The organism is Dactylosporangium sp. NPDC051541, assembly GCF_044454505.1.
GTDB lineage: Bacteria > Actinomycetota > Actinomycetes > Mycobacteriales > Micromonosporaceae > Dactylosporangium.
This window is the reverse complement of the sequence record NZ_JBITDU010000005.1, coordinates 544,831-560,037: the sequence shown is the minus strand read 5'-3', so window position 1 is coordinate 560,037 and position 15,207 is coordinate 544,831. Positions and strand designations below refer to the sequence as shown.

Genomic DNA, 15,207 nt, shown 5'->3' with positions numbered 1-15,207 from the left:
AGGTCACCGGGCCGCGGCCCGGCTCGCCTTGGCCGCCAGGTAGCTCGCGTTGGCCGGGCTCAGGAAGATGCCGGTCGGGACCACGCTGGCCACCGTGACGCCGAGGGTGTCGAGCTGGTCGGCCTTGTCCGGGTTGTTGGTCAGCAGCCGGATCCGCTGCACGCCGAGCGCGTCGAGCATCTGGGCCGCGGCCGAGTAGTCGCGCTCGTCCTCGGCGTGCCCGAGGGCCACGTTGGCCTCGAAGGTGTCGAGGCCGGTGTCCTGCAGCGCGTACGCGTCGAGCTTCGAGTAGAGCCCGATGCCGCGCCCCTCCTGCCGCAGGTACAGCAGGAACCCGCCGGCCTCGGAGATCCGCTCGATCGCCTCGCGCAGCTGCGGCCCGCAGTCGCACCGCTCACTGCCGAAGATGTCACCGGTCAGGCACTCGCTGTGCAGGCGCACGAGCGGCGCGGCGCCCCCGCCGGCGGCGCGGCTGACCGCACCCGCCCAGTCACCGAGCCCGAACGCCACGTGTTCACGGCCGTCGACCAGGCCGTGGAACGAGAACAGGCGGGCGGTGGTGGAGTATCCGTCGAGGAGCCGCAGCGGCACGGTCACCTGCGTGCGCATGGTTGCCCCGGGCAATGTCTCGAACATCGTTCTCCTCTTCAGCTGGCTACTGTGCGTCGGCGGAAGAGCAGGACCGCGACGCCGGGAAGACTGGCTACCAACACCAGTACCCCGTAGACGGTCGCGGTTGCGACCCCCTGGTCGGCGGTGAGCCCGGCGGCGGCGAAAGCCCAGGCCGCGACGCCCTCGCGCGGCCCGAACCCGCCGATGTTGGCGGGGATTCCCATCGCCAGCAGGGCCAGGAGCGTGAGCGGCAGCAGCTGCGCCGCCGGGACGGTGAGGCCGGCGGTCCGCGCGGCCACCAGGAACGTGACGAGGTGACCGCCGACGGCGACCACGGAGAAGCACACGACGCCGGGCCAGACGCGCCGGGACAGCAGCACCTCACGCACGTCGGTCCGCATGGTCCGCACCGCCTGCCGCCACCACCGCGGCCCGCGCCGCCCGGCGACGAGCGCCAGCACGACGACGACCACCGCGACCGCTCCGGCGACGGCGGCGATCCGGGGCATGAACGGCCGCACCGGCGAGGGCAGTGCCAGCAGCAGCGTCAGCGCGAGGGCGATCTGCACGACCTGCCCGGCGCTGCGCTCCCACACGACGGCCCGGATGCCGCGGGACACATCCCCTTCCGCGCGGCCGTGCCCGACGGCCCGGTCGACGTCGCCGAGCACCCCGCTCGGCAGCGTCGAGTTGATGAGGCACGCCCGGTACAGCTCAGCGGTCGCGGTCCGCAGCGGCAGCCGCAGCCCCAGCCCGCGGGCGACCAGCCGCCACCGCCAGGCACACGCCACGATCGTCGCCCCGCCGACACTCAACGCGGCGAGGACCGCCCACGCGTCGATCAGCTTGAGCCCGGCCAGGAACGGCCCGCTCCCGAGCCGCCAGACCAGCATCCCGAGCACCGCCACGCCGCCGACCGTCTGCACCAACCCCCAGTTGACCCGCCGCCCGGCCTTCGCCGTCCTGGTCCCTGGCCTGTTCGTCTCCGGCGTCTCCGCCTGCGCCGGCGCAGCGTCGGCCGGCACCTCGGCGGATGCGGGCGCGGGCGCGGCGGCGGTCGGCATGGCGGACTCCTTCCGGACGATCTCTTGTTTCATACGCCGCCCGGCCTGATCCGGTTCAGTTCCGCGCTGCCAGCACGGCGGAGACCTCGCGGGCGGTGACGTTCCAGTCGGTCAGCGTGGCTCGGCGGGTGCGGGCGGCGGCGCGGAGTCGTTGCCGCAGGGCGGCGTTGGTCAGCCAGCGGTGGAGGGCTTCGGCCAGGGCGTCCGGGTCGTCGGGTGGGACCAGCCAGCCTGGTGGAGCGGCCACGCCGATCGCGTCCGGTAAGCCCTTCGCCGTCGTGGCCAGGACCGGGATGCCGCGGGCCAGGGCTTCTACGGCGACCATGCCGTAAGTCTCGCCGCGGGACGGGTGGATCAGCAGATCCGTGCTCTCGTAGTAGGCGTCCAGGTCGGCGGGGGTTTTCGGGCCTGCGAGGCGGATGCGATCCGTCAATCCGAGCGCGCTGATCCGGGTGGTGAGCGCGTTGACGAAAGCGCGGTCGCGGTCCAGGGCGCCGACCAAGGTGCAGGTCCAGGTGGTGTCGGTCAGCTGTCCCAGGGCTTCCACCAGGACGTCGTGACCCTTGTGCGGGCCCACCACGGCTACGCACAGGAAGGCTCCGGCGGCCCCCGAGCCGGGCGCCGGCGGGGCCGGGGCCACACCTGGTGTGACGCTCACCGAGGCCAGGCCGTAGAGGTCGGTCAGGCGGCGGCTGCTCCACGGGCTGGTCGTGATGATGGCGGCGGCCGACCGCAAGGCCCTCAGCTCGGCGGGCCGGGCGGCCTGGTCGACGTCGCCGAACGGCATGTGGACCAGGACGATCAGCCGCAGCCGGTGCGCGTGCGCCTCCAGCACCGTCGGCGTGCAGGACGCGATCAGGCCGTCCACCAGCACCGATGAACCTTCCGGGAGGGCGGACAGGAGCTGGTCCAGGGCCGTTCGCTCGGCCGGAGCGGGAGCCGGCCAGGCGCCCGCGGCTGGAAGTTCGCGCACCTTCCAGCCCAGGTCGGCCAGCCCCGTGCAGAGCTCGCGGTCGTAGCGGTTGCCGCCACTGGGGGTGGCGGGATCGTCGATGTCGTTCGGGAGGACGGCGAACAGCGTCACAGATTTCGCTCGTACGTCGCCCAGGCCACGTGGGACTCGCGGAGCGTGACGGCCAGCCGCTCCAGGCCGCTCGCGCCCGGCCCCAGGGCACCGGTCCTGATCCGGTCGGCCAGGCGGTCGGCGACGACCGCGGCCAGCATCTCGGTCGACGTGTTGGTGCCCGCGAAGTCCGGTTCGTCGTCGAGGTTGCGGTAGTTCATGGCCGACAGGACGTCCTTGAGCTGCTCGGACGCGAGGCCGATGTCGACGACCAGGTTGTCCGCGTCGAGCTGCGGGCGGAAGAAGGACACGTCCACCACGTAGGTCGCGCCGTGCAGCCGCTGGGCGGGGCCGAAGACCTCGCCGCGGAAGCTGTGGGCGATCATCATGTGGTCACGGACGGTGAGGCTGTACACGTCACTCGCTCCTGTCGTAGGTGATCAGATGGCACAGGGCCGGCAGGCTGCCGTCGGCCAGGCGGGGGAGGACCGCCGGAAGATCCTCGAACATCGAGCGGCCGGTGATCAAGGCGTCGAACGCCGGGTCCCGCAGCAGGCGCAGGGCCAGGGCCAGCCGGTCGGCGTAGCCGCGGGTGCCGCTGCGGGCCGGGGACACGGTGCCGACCTGGCTGCTGCGGACCGTGAGGCGGCCCGAGTGGAAGGCGCCGCCGAGCGCGAGGGTGACCGGGCGGTCGCCGTACCAGCTCAGCTCCAGCACCGTACCCTCCGGGCGGAGCAGCTCGAGGGCGCGCCGCAGGCCCGGCTCGGTGGCGCTGGCGTGCACGACCAGGTCGCGGCCGGGCGAGGCGGCGTCCGGGTGGGCGAACGTCACACCGAGGGCGGCGGCGATCGGCTCGCGGGCCGGGTCGGTGTCGACCAGCTCCACCTCGGCCCCGGGGAAACGGGCCAGGAGGGCGGCGACGCTGCAGCCGACCATGCCGGCCCCGACCACCGTGACCCGGTCGCCGAGCAGCGGGGCCGCGTCCCACAGCGCGTTGACCGCCGTCTCGACGGTGCCGGCGAGAACTGCCCGATTGGCCGGAACGTCCTCGGGTACGAGGGTGACCGACCCGGCCGGCACGACGTACTCGGTCTGGTGCGGGTACAGGCAGAACACCGTCCGCCCGGTCAGCTCCGGCGGGCCCGCCGCCACGACCCCGACATTGAGGTAGCCGTATTTGACCGGGTATGGGAAGTCGCCGTCCTGGAACGGCGCGCGCATCACGCTGTGCTGGTCGGGCGGGACGGCCCCGGCGAAGACGAGCGTCTCGGTGCCGCGGCTCACACCCGAGTACAGCGTCCGGACCAGCACCTCGTCCTCACCCGGCGCGGGTACCTCGACCGGGCGGATCTCCCCGCCGGACGCGGTCGTCCAGAACGCTTTCGCCATCTGCTCCTGCTCTCTGTTGGTGGAATGCGATCGAACCGATCCGCCGCCTTGAGCGTATGCACTCACGAGTTCATGGTCAGCCAGCACAGCCTCGTAGACGGAGCGATGATGCCGAGCGTTCGAACGGGTCCCACCATCGGACTGATCTTCCACTTCGCGGTGCTCAACGTCCTCGCGGGGACCGTCGGGCTCGGTACCGCGGGCTGGGTGGTCGGCTTCACGAGTGGTGTCGTGACCTTCATCGCGCTCGGGCACGGCCTGCAGCGCTCCGGCGCGGAGGCGTTCGGGGCGGCGAACTGGGTGACGCTGCTGCGGGCCGGGCTCATCGGCGGCATCGCGGCCCTGACCGCGGACTCCTTCACGCAGCCCGTGTCGATCTCGGTGCTGGTCACGCTCAGCGCCGTCGCCCTGGCGCTCGACGCGGTCGACGGGAACGTGGCCCGGCGCACCGGCAGCTGCACCCCGCTCGGCGCGCGCTTCGACATGGAGACCGACGCCTGGCTGATCCTGGTGCTGAGCGCGTTCGTGGCCGAGTCGGTCGGGGCGTGGGTGCTGGCGATCGGGCTGATGCGGTACATCATCGGCCTGGCCACCGTGCTGGTGCCGTGGCTGCGCGGCCCGGTGCCGCCGCGCTACTGGCGCAAGGTCGTGGCCGCGATGCAGGGCGTCACCCTCGCCGTCGCCGCCTCCGGGCTGCTGCCGCTGTCGGTGACGACGACCGTGGTCGCGATCGCGCTGCTGTTCCTGGTCGAGTCGTTCGGGTCCGAAGTGCTGTGGCGCTGGCGGCGGCAGTCGCTCACGGTCGCGGCGGCCTCCTGATGGCGCTCGACGTCGACGTAGCTCCACCCGTCCCGGCCGCGGTGCCGCCGGAGCCGAAACGGCACCGGGTCCGGCAGGTCCTGGTGTGGATCGGGACACTGCTCGGCACGGCGGTGGTGCTGTTCACGCTGATTACGCCCGATCGGCTCACGCAGTACACCCTCGGCGGCTTTGTTCGAATCCCCATCGAGGGGCTCCTGCTGGTCGCGCTCTTCCTCGCGACCCGCGGCTGGGCCCGCACCCTCGTCCTGGTCGTCGCCGGGGTGGTCCTCGGCCTGCTGTTCATCATCCGGCTGTTCAATCTCGGCTTCTACACCGCACTGTCGCGGCCGTTCGACCCCGTGCTCGACTGGGTCCTGCTCCAGCCGGCGTACGGGCTGGTCAGCTCGTCCCTGGGCCAGCCGGCCGCGATCCTGGTCACCGTGATCCTGGGCCTCGTCATCGTGGCCGTGCCGGTGGTCATGACGCTGACGCTGCGGCGGCTGGCGAAGCTCGCGGTGCGCCACCAGGTGGCCGTCACGCGGGCCACCGCCGTGCTCGCCGTGGCCTGGGCGGTGTGCGGGGTGCTGAGCCTGCAGGCCGCCTCCGACGGTGCCGTCGCCGCGATCGGGACCCAGGTCTCGCTGGTCCGGCGGGACATCAACGACGGGGAGAAGTTCGGCCAGCAGGCGCAGGTCGACGCGTTCCGCGACGTGCCGGGCTCGCAGCTGCTCACCGGTCTGCGCGGCAAGGACGTGCTGCTCACGTTCGTGGAGAGCTACGGGCGCGACGCGGTGCAGAACCCGCAGTACGCCCCGCAGGTCAACGCCGTGCTCGACGAGGGCACGCGGAAGCTCCAGTCGCTCGGGTTCGGGGCCAAGACGGCGTTCCTGACCTCGCCGATCACCGGCGGCGGCAGCTGGATGGCGCACGAGACGCTGCTGTCGGGCCTGTGGGTCGACAACAACCAGCGCAGCTCGTCGCTGCTGGCGGGCGACCGGTTCACCCTCAACGCGGCGTTCCGGCGGGGCGGGTGGCACGTCGGCGGGATCTTCCCGGCCAACGACCGGGACTGGCCCGAGGGGAAGTTCTTCCAGTACCACGACCTCTACGACTCGCGGAACATGGGCTACAAGGGCCCGAAGTTCAGCTACGTGCCCGTGCCCGACCAGTTCACCCTCGCGGCGTATCAGCGGCTCGAGCGCCAGCCCGGCCACCAGCCCACGTTCACCGAGGTCCCGCTGGTCTCCAGCCACGCGCCGTGGACGCCGATCCCGCAGCTCGTCGGCTGGGACCAGGTCGGCGACGGCACCGTCTACAACACGATGAGCACCGACGGCGACCCGCCGGACGTGGCCTGGCGGACGTCCGACAAGATCCGGACCGCATACCGCAATTCCATCGTGTACTCGCTCAGCTCCCTCATCTCCTACGTGGAGACCTACGGTGACGACAATCTCGTCCTCGTGTTCCTGGGCGACCACCAGCCCTCGCCGATCATCGTCGGCGACACGGCCAGCCACGACGTCCCGATCACGATCGTCGCGAAGGACCCGAAGGTCCTCGCCAAGATCTCGAGCTGGAACTGGCAGGACGGGCTGCGGCCCAAGGACGGCGCGCCGGTGTGGCGGATGGACCAGTTCCGCGACAAGTTCCTGACCGCGTACCGCTGACGGTTTCGCTTTCTGACGGTGCACCGCTGACGGTTTCGCCGATGGGCGGGTCTGGCGGGGCTTGCGTATTGTCGTGAGCGCCTGCCTTGTTGCCCTGCTTGCCCTGTGGATGGAGTCGAACGGATGCCGAGAGGAACGCGCCGGTTTGCCGAGCGCGGGAGGATCGGGCCGTTCCCCGCGTGGGCGGTCGTGGCGTTGGTCGCCGTGGTGCTGATCGGTGGCGGGGTGGCGTTCGCGGTGTCTGGTTCGTCCGACAATTCCGACAATTCGGATAAATCCGGAAAGCCGCCTGTGAATGCCGCGCCGGGGCAGAGCGCACCGCCACCCGTGTCCTCGGCCGCGGCCGCCGGCTGCGCCGAGCAGCTGGTGGGCAAGCTGTCCCTGGAACAGCAGGCGGCGCAGCTGCTCATGATCGGAACGCCGCTCAGTTCGCCGCTCGGGGCTGCGCAGACGATCCAGAAGTACCATATCGGCGGCATTTTCTTGGCGGGCCGCTCGTCCGCCTCCGCCGCCACCCTCCGCCAGCAGATCGCGCAGCTGCAGGACGCCGCCAAGCAGAACGGTGGCACAGCCCTGCAGATCGGCATCGACCAGGAGGGCGGCCAGGTCCAGACGCTCAAGGGCGACGACTTCCCGGCCATCCCGACCGCCGTCAACCAGGGCAAGCTGGACAACGCCACGCTGAAGGCCCGCACCGCCGAGTGGGCCGCCCTGCTCAAAGGCATCGGCATCACGATCGACCTGGCGCCGGTCGCCGACGTGGTCCCGGCCGACGTCGGCAAGAACAACCCGCCGATCGGCGGCTTCGAGCGGCAGTACGGCTCCACCCCCGACCCCGTGGCCGACGACGTCGCCACGGTGGTGCAAGCAATTCAAGGCGCGGGGGTACTGACAACGCTCAAACACTTCCCAGGCCTCGGCCGGGTCCGCGTCAACACCGACACGTCGACGGGCGCCCAGGACGCCGTCATGACCACCGACGACCCGTTCCTGAAGCCCTTCAGCAGCGGCTTAACCGCCGGCTCGGCCGCGGTGATGATCTCCTCCGCGACCTACCCGAAACTGGACGCGAAGAACGTCGCCGCCTTCTCCCAGCCGATCGTCACCGGCCTGCTCCGCGAGAAACTCGGCTTCAACGGCCTGGTCCTCTCCGACGACCTGGGCGCCGCCGTGGCCGTCGGCTCGACCCCGGTCGGCCAGCGCGCCGTGAAGTTCATCCAGGCCGGCGGCGACATGGCCCTCAGCGTCCGCCTGGCCGACGCCGCCCCGATGACCGAGGCCTTGGTCACGGCCGCGAAGGCCGACCCAGCATTCGCCGCCCGCGTGAAGCAGTCCGCCACCCGCGTGCTGCAGAGCAAGATCCAGGCCGGCCTCGCCTCCTGCGGCTAAGTTGCCGATAGCCGGAACGGGTGGCCCGAACGGCTCGCCCGTCCTGACGGTTGTCGATGCCATTCCCAACCGTCCGTCAGTAGCGTGACGTCCACATCGGTGGTCCACCCGCGAGGGCCGGCGATTGGGGGTGAGCCCGCTGACGCCCGAATCAATGTTCGACCCCGCCCGCGCCCGGACGAGAGCCGAGCTCGGTGCGGCCCTGAACGCCCTGCGCGACACCCGGGGACTCTCGCTCACCGAGATCGAGCGAAGAACCCGGGACCGGCCGCTGCCGCTGAAGAAGACCACGATGAGCGCGGCACTCAACGGCCGGACCCTGATCAGTGCCCGAATCCTGCTGGCCCTGCTCGTTGTCTGCGACGTTCCGGAGCCATCGCATCGGCCATGGCTGGACGCGCGGCAACGGATCGGGGCCGCGGAACGGCGCATAGCCGCGCGCCGGTCCACCCTGGACCGGTTCGACGCCGCGCTGCCCCGGGCCTTGGGCATCCACAGCGCGATCGTGGACCGGGCGGCCGACGACCTTCCCACGTACGTCGAGCGCGACTTCGACTTCCTGCTCCGGGCCGCGCTGGCCACCGACAGCACGAACCGCGGCCGGTTCGTGGTGCTCGTCGGCGGTTCGTCGACCGGGAAGACCCGCTCGCTGTACGAGGCGGTCCTGGAAGTCGCGCCGAACTGGTGGCTCGTCCTGCCGGGCAAGACGGAGGAGCTGCTGCAATTTCGGCATGAGCCACCCAGCCGGACCGTCTTCTGGCTCGACGAGCTCCAGCTCTACCTGGGCAGCCGCCCGCACCTTTCCACAGACTGCATCCGCGGCCTCCTGAGCAAGCCCAACATCGTCGTCGGCACCCTGTGGCCGGACCAGTACGACGCACGGAGCACGCTCGGCGTGCGCGACACGGACGAGGCCGCCGACGTGCGCCGCCTGCTGCAGATCGCCACCATCATCGACGTCCCCGACGCCTTCACCCAAGCGGAGTTGCACGACGCCGACCACAAGGCGACGAGGGACAACCGGATCCGGATCGCGCTCGACACCACCGACGCCGGGGTGACCCAGGTCCTGGCCGGCGGGCCCGCCCTCGTGCGCGCCTGGGTCAATGCCCCCAATGTCTACGCCAAGGCGATGATCACCGTGGCGGCCGACGCGCACCGGCTCGGCGTCCAGTCGCCGCTGAACGAGGACACGCTGGCCGCGGCCATGTTCGGCTATCTGCCCGGCCAGTACCGCGTCGCAGCGCAGGATGTGTGGCTGGGGCAGGCCCGGCCGCACGCGACCCGGCCGTTGCGCGGCGACGTGGCGCCGCTGCGGAGGATGGACGACGGACGGCCCGGGACGTTCGCCGGGTACATCGTCGCCGACTACCTCGCCCAGCATCTGGGCCGGCACCGGCGGACGGAGCGCGTGCCGCACGAGGCCTGGCACGCGCTCGTCACCCAGCTCAAACGCCCCGCCGACCTGCGCCGGCTCGCCGACAGCGCCACCGCCCGGCTCCGATTCGTCTACGCCGAGACCGCACTCGAACGGCTCGCCAATGATTTCTACGACGGAGCGGCCGCGACCGAACTCGCCCAGCTCCTGATCCGCCAGGACCGGTTCGAATCGGGGATCCGGATCCTGCGCTGGCGCCTACAGACCGACCCGCGGGACCGCACCGCGGGCTGGCACCTCATCCGGGCCCAGGAGCTCTGGGACCAGGTCGAGCGGCTACGCCCGGCCGCGGCCGCCGATCCGGCGGTCCGGCAGCGCCTCGACGACATCCTGGCCGACGGCGGTGTCCTCGACGGCCTGCGCCAGCGCGCCGCCACCGGCGATATGCCCGCCGGCGAGGACCTGGTTGACCGCCTGGTCCACCTTGGCCGCCTCCGTGAGCTGGAGGAACGCGCCAACCATGGCCAGACCTACGCCGCCGAGGCCCTCGCCGACCTGTACCTCGCGCGCGGCGACCTCGACCGGCTCGAGGCCCGCGTCCGCGCCGGCGACCAGGCCGCGAACCTGCGCCTGTCGAAGGCCCACGCCGGCGACGTCCACCCCGTCGGTGACGCGTCCCAACTGGCCGCGCTCCGGACCGCGGCCGGAACGGACCCGGAGGCGGCCCGCCAGCTGTGTGCGCTGCTGTTCGCACTGCGCGACGTGGCCGGCCTGCAGGCCGAACTGGAGGCCGGCACGCTCGGCGCGGCCGACCGGCTGCTCGCCCTCTACACGGCCGACGAGCTCAAGACCCCGGCGCAGGTGGCTTATCTGCGCGCTTTCGGCCTGTCCGCCGACGGAACGCCCCTCCCACCCCCGATCCGGAAGGACCATTGATGTCTGACGAACTGACCCCGACGGACTACGCGTTCCTCATCCTCCTGCAGCTCGCGGGCGGCGAGATCTCGAACACCGAAATGGCCAAGGCCCACGGGGTCCGGCTGCTCCGCGACAATTACGGCCCGCTCAACGCGATCGGTTACATCGAGTCCGACACCAAAAGCCGGCCGTACAAGCACAGACTGACGTCAGAGGGCCGGAAGGTGCTGCAGGGCCCGTTGCCAGTCGCGGCAAAGGCGATGCCGGTTTGGATCGCCCTGGCCGCCCTGCATGCCTCCTACCTGCCGGTGGTTCCCCAAGACCTGGAGCGGCGGATTCGATCGGCCTACATCGAACTCGCCGCCGAGCCTGGTGCGTGGGTGAGCCTGACCCGGCTTCGGCCACTGTTCGGCGATGTGTCGAAGGGCGACCTGGACGTGGCTCTCGAGCGCTTGTATGACGCTCCGAACGTCCAACTCGAGCCCGAGGCCAACCAGAAGACGCTCACTCCAGAAGATCGTCGTGCGGCCGTGCGGATCGGCGGCGAACCCAGGCATCTCTTGGCGATCGGCATGCGATGAACAAACAAGAACGCGCCGCCCTTGCCGCCCTTCGGTTGAACTGGGCGCCGGTGCCCGACGACGTGTGGAGGCAGTCGCCGCTGCACGTCAACGGCCTGCACGGGGATGTGGCGGACGAACTGCTGGCCGGCTTCGATGATGCTGAGGCCAGTTCCGGTCCCAGCGCAATGAGCCTGGCCATGCTGGGCCGGCGTGGCTCCGGCAAAACGCACATGCTCGGCTGGCTCCGGGAACGTGTACAGGCCAGGGGCGGATATTTCTTCCTGGTCAGCCTGCTCGATGAACAAGGTTTTTGGCCCAGTGTGCTGGCGTACATGCGGCAGAGTCTGGTCCGGCCGGTCCCGGGTAGCGAGACGACCCAGCTGCGTCTTTTGCTGCGGAGGCTGACCTCCCGTATCGGAGCGCCACGGGCGGCCCGCCGGGCGGTGATGGGAGAGACCGAGCTGACTCGCGAGGCATTGGAGGCATTCATCAAAGGGCTCCTGGCGTCCTATTCCTATGAGGCGGGTCAGAGCCGGGACACAGCGCGCGCGTTGGCCCTCAGCGCCTCCACCAAGCCCGAGCACCGCGACATCGCCGATAGCTACTTCATCCCGAGCGATGAGCCGGTCGACGGCGAGCTCGTCTCCTGGGGCATCCGGCGCCGGCATACTGCGGAGGACATCGTCAACGAGCTGTCGCTGCTGTTGGCCCTCACCGGTCCATCGGTGATCGCGGTGGACCAGATCGACACACTGGTCGCCCAGTCTCACCTCAGCGGCGATCTGTTGCGCAATACCGACGCACCGGCCGCCTATAGGCAGGCGATTGCCCTCGAGAGCGTCGCCGGTGGGCTTCTGCTCCTGCGGGAGCGAACTCGCCGGACGCTGACCGTCGTGGCGTGCCTGCCCAATACCTGGACACTCATCGATAGACGAGCGACGAACACTGTCGCCGATCGGTTCCGCACTACCCCGGTGCTCCAAGGCGTCATTGACGCGCGTCTCGCTCGGGAGATTGTTGAGCGACGATTCACCGATCGCTACAAAGAGCTGCGGTTCACTCCGCCCTATCCGACCTGGCCGGTCCGGCCGACGGCGTTCTCCGAGGCCGGCAAATACACGCCACGCCAGCTCCTCATCGAGATCGACAGCCACGTCCGGGCTTGCCTGAGATCGGGCGATCTTCGAGAGCTGAAGCATCTGAACACGATCCAAGACGTTGAGCCTGGAATCGCGGTCCCGGTGACGCCCGAGGCCTCCGACGAGGTGCATGAGCGGTTTGAGGAGCGGTTTGAGGAGTTGCGGCGTCGGGCTGAAGTCGCGGCGGCGTTGGACGGGGCTACCGAGGATTCGGTGTTCCCGGAGTTGCTGGCCGCTGGGCTCACGGCGTGGATTCTTGAGCATGGGGAAGGGGCTGAGGTGTTCACGCTCGACCCGCCGCCCAGTGCCAATCCCGACCTGCACGCGCGGCTGCGGCGGACGCTCGACGAGGGGACCGAGGACCAGGTGCACTGGTGTTTCCGCGCCGTCAGCGACACCCATCAGGCTATCGCGGCACTGAACCGGTTCCGCCGGGCGAAGCGGGCCGCCGGGCTCTCCGCAGACGTGCCCAAGCGCAAGCTGATTCTGGTTCGCAACGGGGCCTGGTCGGCCGGGGCGAAGACGCAGGAGGAGGTCAAGGAATTTCATCGGGCCGGTGGGCTGACCCTCGGCGTCGACGATGCGGATCTGCGGACGCTCTGGGCGCTGCGGGAGTTGCTGCGCGACGAGAGCCCGACGGAGTTGCAGGCGTGGCTGGTCAAGCGGCAGCCGACGGCCGAGGTCGGGTTGTTCCGGCAGGCGCTGGGCGATGCCGACCAGTGGGACGAGGCGGAGGCCCGGGAGCGGGTGGCGCTGCGGGCGGCCGAGCCGGTCGCGGCGGAGATTGTGGTCGGCCGTGACGAGGACGGTGGGCGGCCGGTTCGGGTGCCGTTGGAGGCGTTGCGCAAGCACGTCGCCATCTTCGCCGGGTCCGGGTCCGGCAAGACGGTGCTCATCCGGCGGCTGGTGGAGGAGTGCGCGCTGCACGGCGTGTCGGCGATCGTGCTCGACCCCAACAACGACCTGGCCCGGCTCGGCGATCCGTGGCCGGAGGCGCCGGAGGCCTGGGGGAGCGGGGACCGTGAGCTTGCCGCCGAGTATCTGGCCGGGACCGAGGTCGTGGTCTGGACGCCACGCCGGGAGGCGGGGCGGCCGCTGAGCTTTCAGCCGCTGCCGGACTTCGGGGCCGTGCGTGGCGACCCGGACGAGTTCGCCGAGGCGGTCGAGGCGGCGGTGGCGGCCCTGGCGCCGCGGGCCGGGCTCGGTGGGCGCACGACGAAGGCGCACCTGGGCCTGGCGGTGCTGCGCAAGGCGACGGAGCACTTCGCCCGCCAGGGCGGCCGTGACCTTCCCGGGCTCATCGGGCTGCTCGCCGAACTGCCCGACGGGGTCAGCGGCCTGGCCGACGCGGACAAGATCGCGGCCGGCCTGGCGCAGTCGCTCACTGCGGCCATGGACAACGATCCCATGTTCGGGGGCCGCGGCGCGCCCGCCGACCCCGGCGTCCTGCTCACCCCGGCGCCCGGGAAGCGGGCCCGGATCTCGGTGATCAGCCTGATCGGGCTGCCGTCCGAGGAGGCCCGGCAGGGGTTCGTGAACCAGCTGCAGATGGCACTGTTCGCCTGGATCAAGAAGCATCCGGCGCGGAACCGGCCTTTGCTCGGCCTGTTCGTGATGGACGAGGCGCAGACCCTCGCACCGTCGGGCGCGATGACCGCCTGCACCCAGAGCACCCTGGCGCTGGCCGCGCAGGCCCGCAAGTACGGTCTCGGCCTGATCTTCGCCACCCAGGCGCCGAAGGGGCTGCACAACCGGATCGCGGGCAACGCCACGACCCAGTTCTACGGGCTCTTGAACGCGCAGGTGCAGGTCGACGCGGCGCGGGAGCTGGCCCGGGTCAAGGGTGGCGACGTACCGGAGGTCGGCGGCCTGAAGACGGGACAGTTCTACGTTGCGGTGGAGGGGGAACCGCCGCTCAAGGTCCGCACGCCCCTGTGCCTCAGCCATCACCCGGCGGCGCCGCTCACGACCGAGGAGGTCGTCGAGCGGGCCGGGCGGCGCTGACTCAGTCGAGGTCGACGACCTCGCGGCCGAGGGGCCAGAAGGCGACCGGGACCAGCTTGAAGTGGGCGATGCCGAACGGGATGCCGATGATGCTCACGCACAGGGCGATGCCGGCCGTGATGTGAGTCAGGGCCAGCCACCAGCCGGCGACGATGACCCAGATGATGTTGGCTGCGCCGGTGATGGCGCCGCCGCCGCCGTTTTTGGCCTGGACGGTGCGGCCGAACGGCCAGAGGGAGTAGATCGCCAGGCGCCAGGATGCGATCGCGAACGGGATCGTGATCACCAGGACGAAGCAGATCAGGGCGGCCAGGGCGTAGCCCAGGAACAGGACCAGGCCGCCGCCGAAGATTACCCACAGGACGTTCAGGACGAAGCGAATCACACTCAGATCATCGCGTACCGCCGCAATGTCTATGCTGTGGCGGTGCTCGAGGTGCCGATCGGGGTCGCGGCCGACAAGCGGCCGGTCGCATTGTCACTCCAGCATGCGCTGGTCGTCGGGGCGACCGGGTCCGGGAAGTCGGAGCTGCTGCGGGCGTTCGTGCTGCGGCTGGCCGAGCGCTACCCGCCGGACGAGGCGGTGGTGCTGCTGGTCGACCACCACGGCGGGGCCACGTTCCGCACCTTTGCGCGGCTGCCGCACCTGGCCGGGCTGGCCGTCGAGATGTGGGCGCCGGGTGACGTTCCAAGGCTGGCGACGGTACTGCGGGACGAGTTGATCCGCAGGCAGACCGTCGGTCCGAAGCCGGAGCTGGTCGTCGTCATCGACGAATTCACCGAGGTGCTCACGAGTGACCCCGAGTTCGTCCACACGCTCATCGCGATCGGGCGGGTCGGGCGGTCGCTCGGCGTGCACCTGGTCATGGCCGGCCAGCGGTTCGACGCCGGGCGGCTGCGCGGGCTGGACACGTACCTGGCGAACCGGATCGTGCTGCGGATGTTCACGGCGGCCGAGTCGCGGCTCGTGCTCGGCACGGATGACGCCTTCGCGCTGCCGTTCGAGGCGGGGCTCGGGTTCCTGGTGCGCGGGGCGGAGGCGCCGGTGCGGTTCAAGGCCGAATACGTCCCCGATCTGGACGCCCGGCTCGGCGCCCTCGTCGCCGGGCGGGTGCGCGAACGTCCGCTTCTATACACGTCCACGAATGGTGGATTGAATGAGTGAGTGGCCAACGCATTCATAAACTCGCAGGGATGAATTGGTACGGCGGCCCAGC

Annotated in this window: 13 protein-coding genes; 7 read left to right on the top strand and 6 right to left on the bottom strand. The window is 70.8% G+C overall.

The features are described 5' to 3' along the window. Positions 1-3 precede the first annotated feature (3 nt). From ribA to ACIA8L_RS26275, 5 genes are read right to left on the bottom strand one after another with little or no spacing between them, the layout of a single operon-like run. The gene (ribA, locus tag ACIA8L_RS26295; RefSeq protein ID WP_395908965.1) at positions 4-636 is read right to left on the bottom strand and encodes a GTP cyclohydrolase II; all 633 of its coding nucleotides are present in this window, start codon (positions 634-636) and stop codon (positions 4-6) included. 11 nt (positions 637-647) lie between these two features. Continuing rightward, complete coding sequence (locus ACIA8L_RS26290; RefSeq protein WP_395908964.1) at positions 648-1,676, bottom strand: YbhN family protein; 1,029 nt, start codon at positions 1,674-1,676, stop codon at positions 648-650. A gap of 55 nt (positions 1,677-1,731) precedes the next feature. Further along, positions 1,732-2,760, bottom strand: coding sequence for a glycosyltransferase family 4 protein (locus ACIA8L_RS26285; RefSeq protein ID WP_395908963.1), 1,029 nt, complete (start codon positions 2,758-2,760; stop codon positions 1,732-1,734). Beyond that, entirely contained in the window at positions 2,757-3,155 is a 399-nt protein-coding gene (locus tag ACIA8L_RS26280) for a 6-pyruvoyl trahydropterin synthase family protein (protein ID WP_395908962.1), read from the bottom strand. The genes ACIA8L_RS26285 and ACIA8L_RS26280 overlap by 4 nt, the downstream gene beginning before the upstream one ends. A 1-nt stretch (position 3,156) precedes the next feature. Beyond that, positions 3,157-4,128: a zinc-binding alcohol dehydrogenase gene (locus ACIA8L_RS26275; RefSeq protein WP_395908961.1), complete on the bottom strand. Its 972-nt coding sequence runs from the start codon at positions 4,126-4,128 to the stop codon at positions 3,157-3,159. A gap of 108 nt (positions 4,129-4,236) precedes the next feature. Between ACIA8L_RS26275 and ACIA8L_RS26270 the strand changes: the two genes are divergently transcribed. The 6 genes from ACIA8L_RS26270 to ACIA8L_RS26245 all read left to right on the top strand — a co-directional run bounded on the left by ACIA8L_RS26270 (position 4,237) and on the right by ACIA8L_RS26245 (position 13,990). Further along, the gene (locus ACIA8L_RS26270; protein WP_395908960.1) at positions 4,237-4,947 is read left to right on the top strand and encodes a CDP-alcohol phosphatidyltransferase family protein; all 711 of its coding nucleotides are present in this window, start codon (positions 4,237-4,239) and stop codon (positions 4,945-4,947) included. Beyond that, entirely contained in the window at positions 4,947-6,599 is a 1,653-nt protein-coding gene (locus tag ACIA8L_RS26265) for a sulfatase-like hydrolase/transferase (RefSeq protein WP_395908959.1), read from the top strand. Before ACIA8L_RS26270 ends, ACIA8L_RS26265 begins: the two co-directional genes overlap by 1 nt. 123 nt (positions 6,600-6,722) lie before the next feature. After that, complete coding sequence (locus tag ACIA8L_RS26260) at positions 6,723-7,988, top strand: glycoside hydrolase family 3 N-terminal domain-containing protein (RefSeq protein WP_395908958.1); 1,266 nt, start codon at positions 6,723-6,725, stop codon at positions 7,986-7,988. A gap of 130 nt (positions 7,989-8,118) precedes the next feature. Further along, positions 8,119-10,302 carry a helix-turn-helix domain-containing protein gene (locus tag ACIA8L_RS26255; protein WP_395908957.1) on the top strand — a complete coding sequence of 728 codons (2,184 nt, stop codon included), beginning with the start codon at positions 8,119-8,121 and terminating at the stop codon, positions 10,300-10,302. Then, entirely contained in the window at positions 10,302-10,865 is a 564-nt protein-coding gene (locus tag ACIA8L_RS26250; RefSeq protein ID WP_395908956.1) for a hypothetical protein, read from the top strand. Before ACIA8L_RS26255 ends, ACIA8L_RS26250 begins: the two co-directional genes overlap by 1 nt. Then, a complete protein-coding gene (locus ACIA8L_RS26245; protein WP_395908955.1) occupies positions 10,862-13,990 on the top strand; it encodes a helicase HerA domain-containing protein in 3,129 nt (1,042 codons plus the stop codon). Before ACIA8L_RS26250 ends, ACIA8L_RS26245 begins: the two co-directional genes overlap by 4 nt. A gap of 1 nt (position 13,991) precedes the next feature. Here the strand turns inward: ACIA8L_RS26245 and ACIA8L_RS26240 are convergent, their stop codons facing one another. Beyond that, a complete protein-coding gene (locus tag ACIA8L_RS26240) occupies positions 13,992-14,375 on the bottom strand; it encodes a YccF domain-containing protein (RefSeq protein ID WP_395908954.1) in 384 nt (127 codons plus the stop codon). 42 nt (positions 14,376-14,417) lie between these two features. On the opposite strand from ACIA8L_RS26240, the gene ACIA8L_RS26235 reads away from it, so the two are divergent. After that, positions 14,418-15,155, top strand: coding sequence for an FtsK/SpoIIIE domain-containing protein (locus ACIA8L_RS26235; protein ID WP_395908953.1), 738 nt, complete (start codon positions 14,418-14,420; stop codon positions 15,153-15,155). Positions 15,156-15,207 lie beyond the last annotated feature (52 nt).

What these genes read in the sequence shown, in the direction of transcription:
- ACIA8L_RS26260 (WP_395908958.1), top strand. Translation starts at nt 6,723, where the DNA reads ATGCCGAGAGGAACGCGCCGGTTTGCCGAGCGCGGGAGGATCGGGCCG.
- ACIA8L_RS26270 (WP_395908960.1), top strand. Translation starts at nt 4,237, where the DNA reads ATGCCGAGCGTTCGAACGGGTCCCACCATCGGACTGATCTTCCACTTC.
- ACIA8L_RS26265 (WP_395908959.1), top strand. Translation starts at nt 4,947, where the DNA reads ATGGCGCTCGACGTCGACGTAGCTCCACCCGTCCCGGCCGCGGTGCCG.
- ACIA8L_RS26250 (WP_395908956.1), top strand. Translation starts at nt 10,302, where the DNA reads ATGTCTGACGAACTGACCCCGACGGACTACGCGTTCCTCATCCTCCTG.
- ACIA8L_RS26275 (WP_395908961.1), bottom strand. Translation starts at nt 4,128, where the DNA reads ATGGCGAAAGCGTTCTGGACGACCGCGTCCGGCGGGGAGATCCGCCCG.
- ACIA8L_RS26245 (WP_395908955.1), top strand. Translation starts at nt 10,862, where the DNA reads ATGAACAAACAAGAACGCGCCGCCCTTGCCGCCCTTCGGTTGAACTGG.
- ribA (WP_395908965.1), bottom strand. Translation starts at nt 636, where the DNA reads ATGTTCGAGACATTGCCCGGGGCAACCATGCGCACGCAGGTGACCGTG.
- ACIA8L_RS26290 (WP_395908964.1), bottom strand. Translation starts at nt 1,676, where the DNA reads ATGCCGACCGCCGCCGCGCCCGCGCCCGCATCCGCCGAGGTGCCGGCC.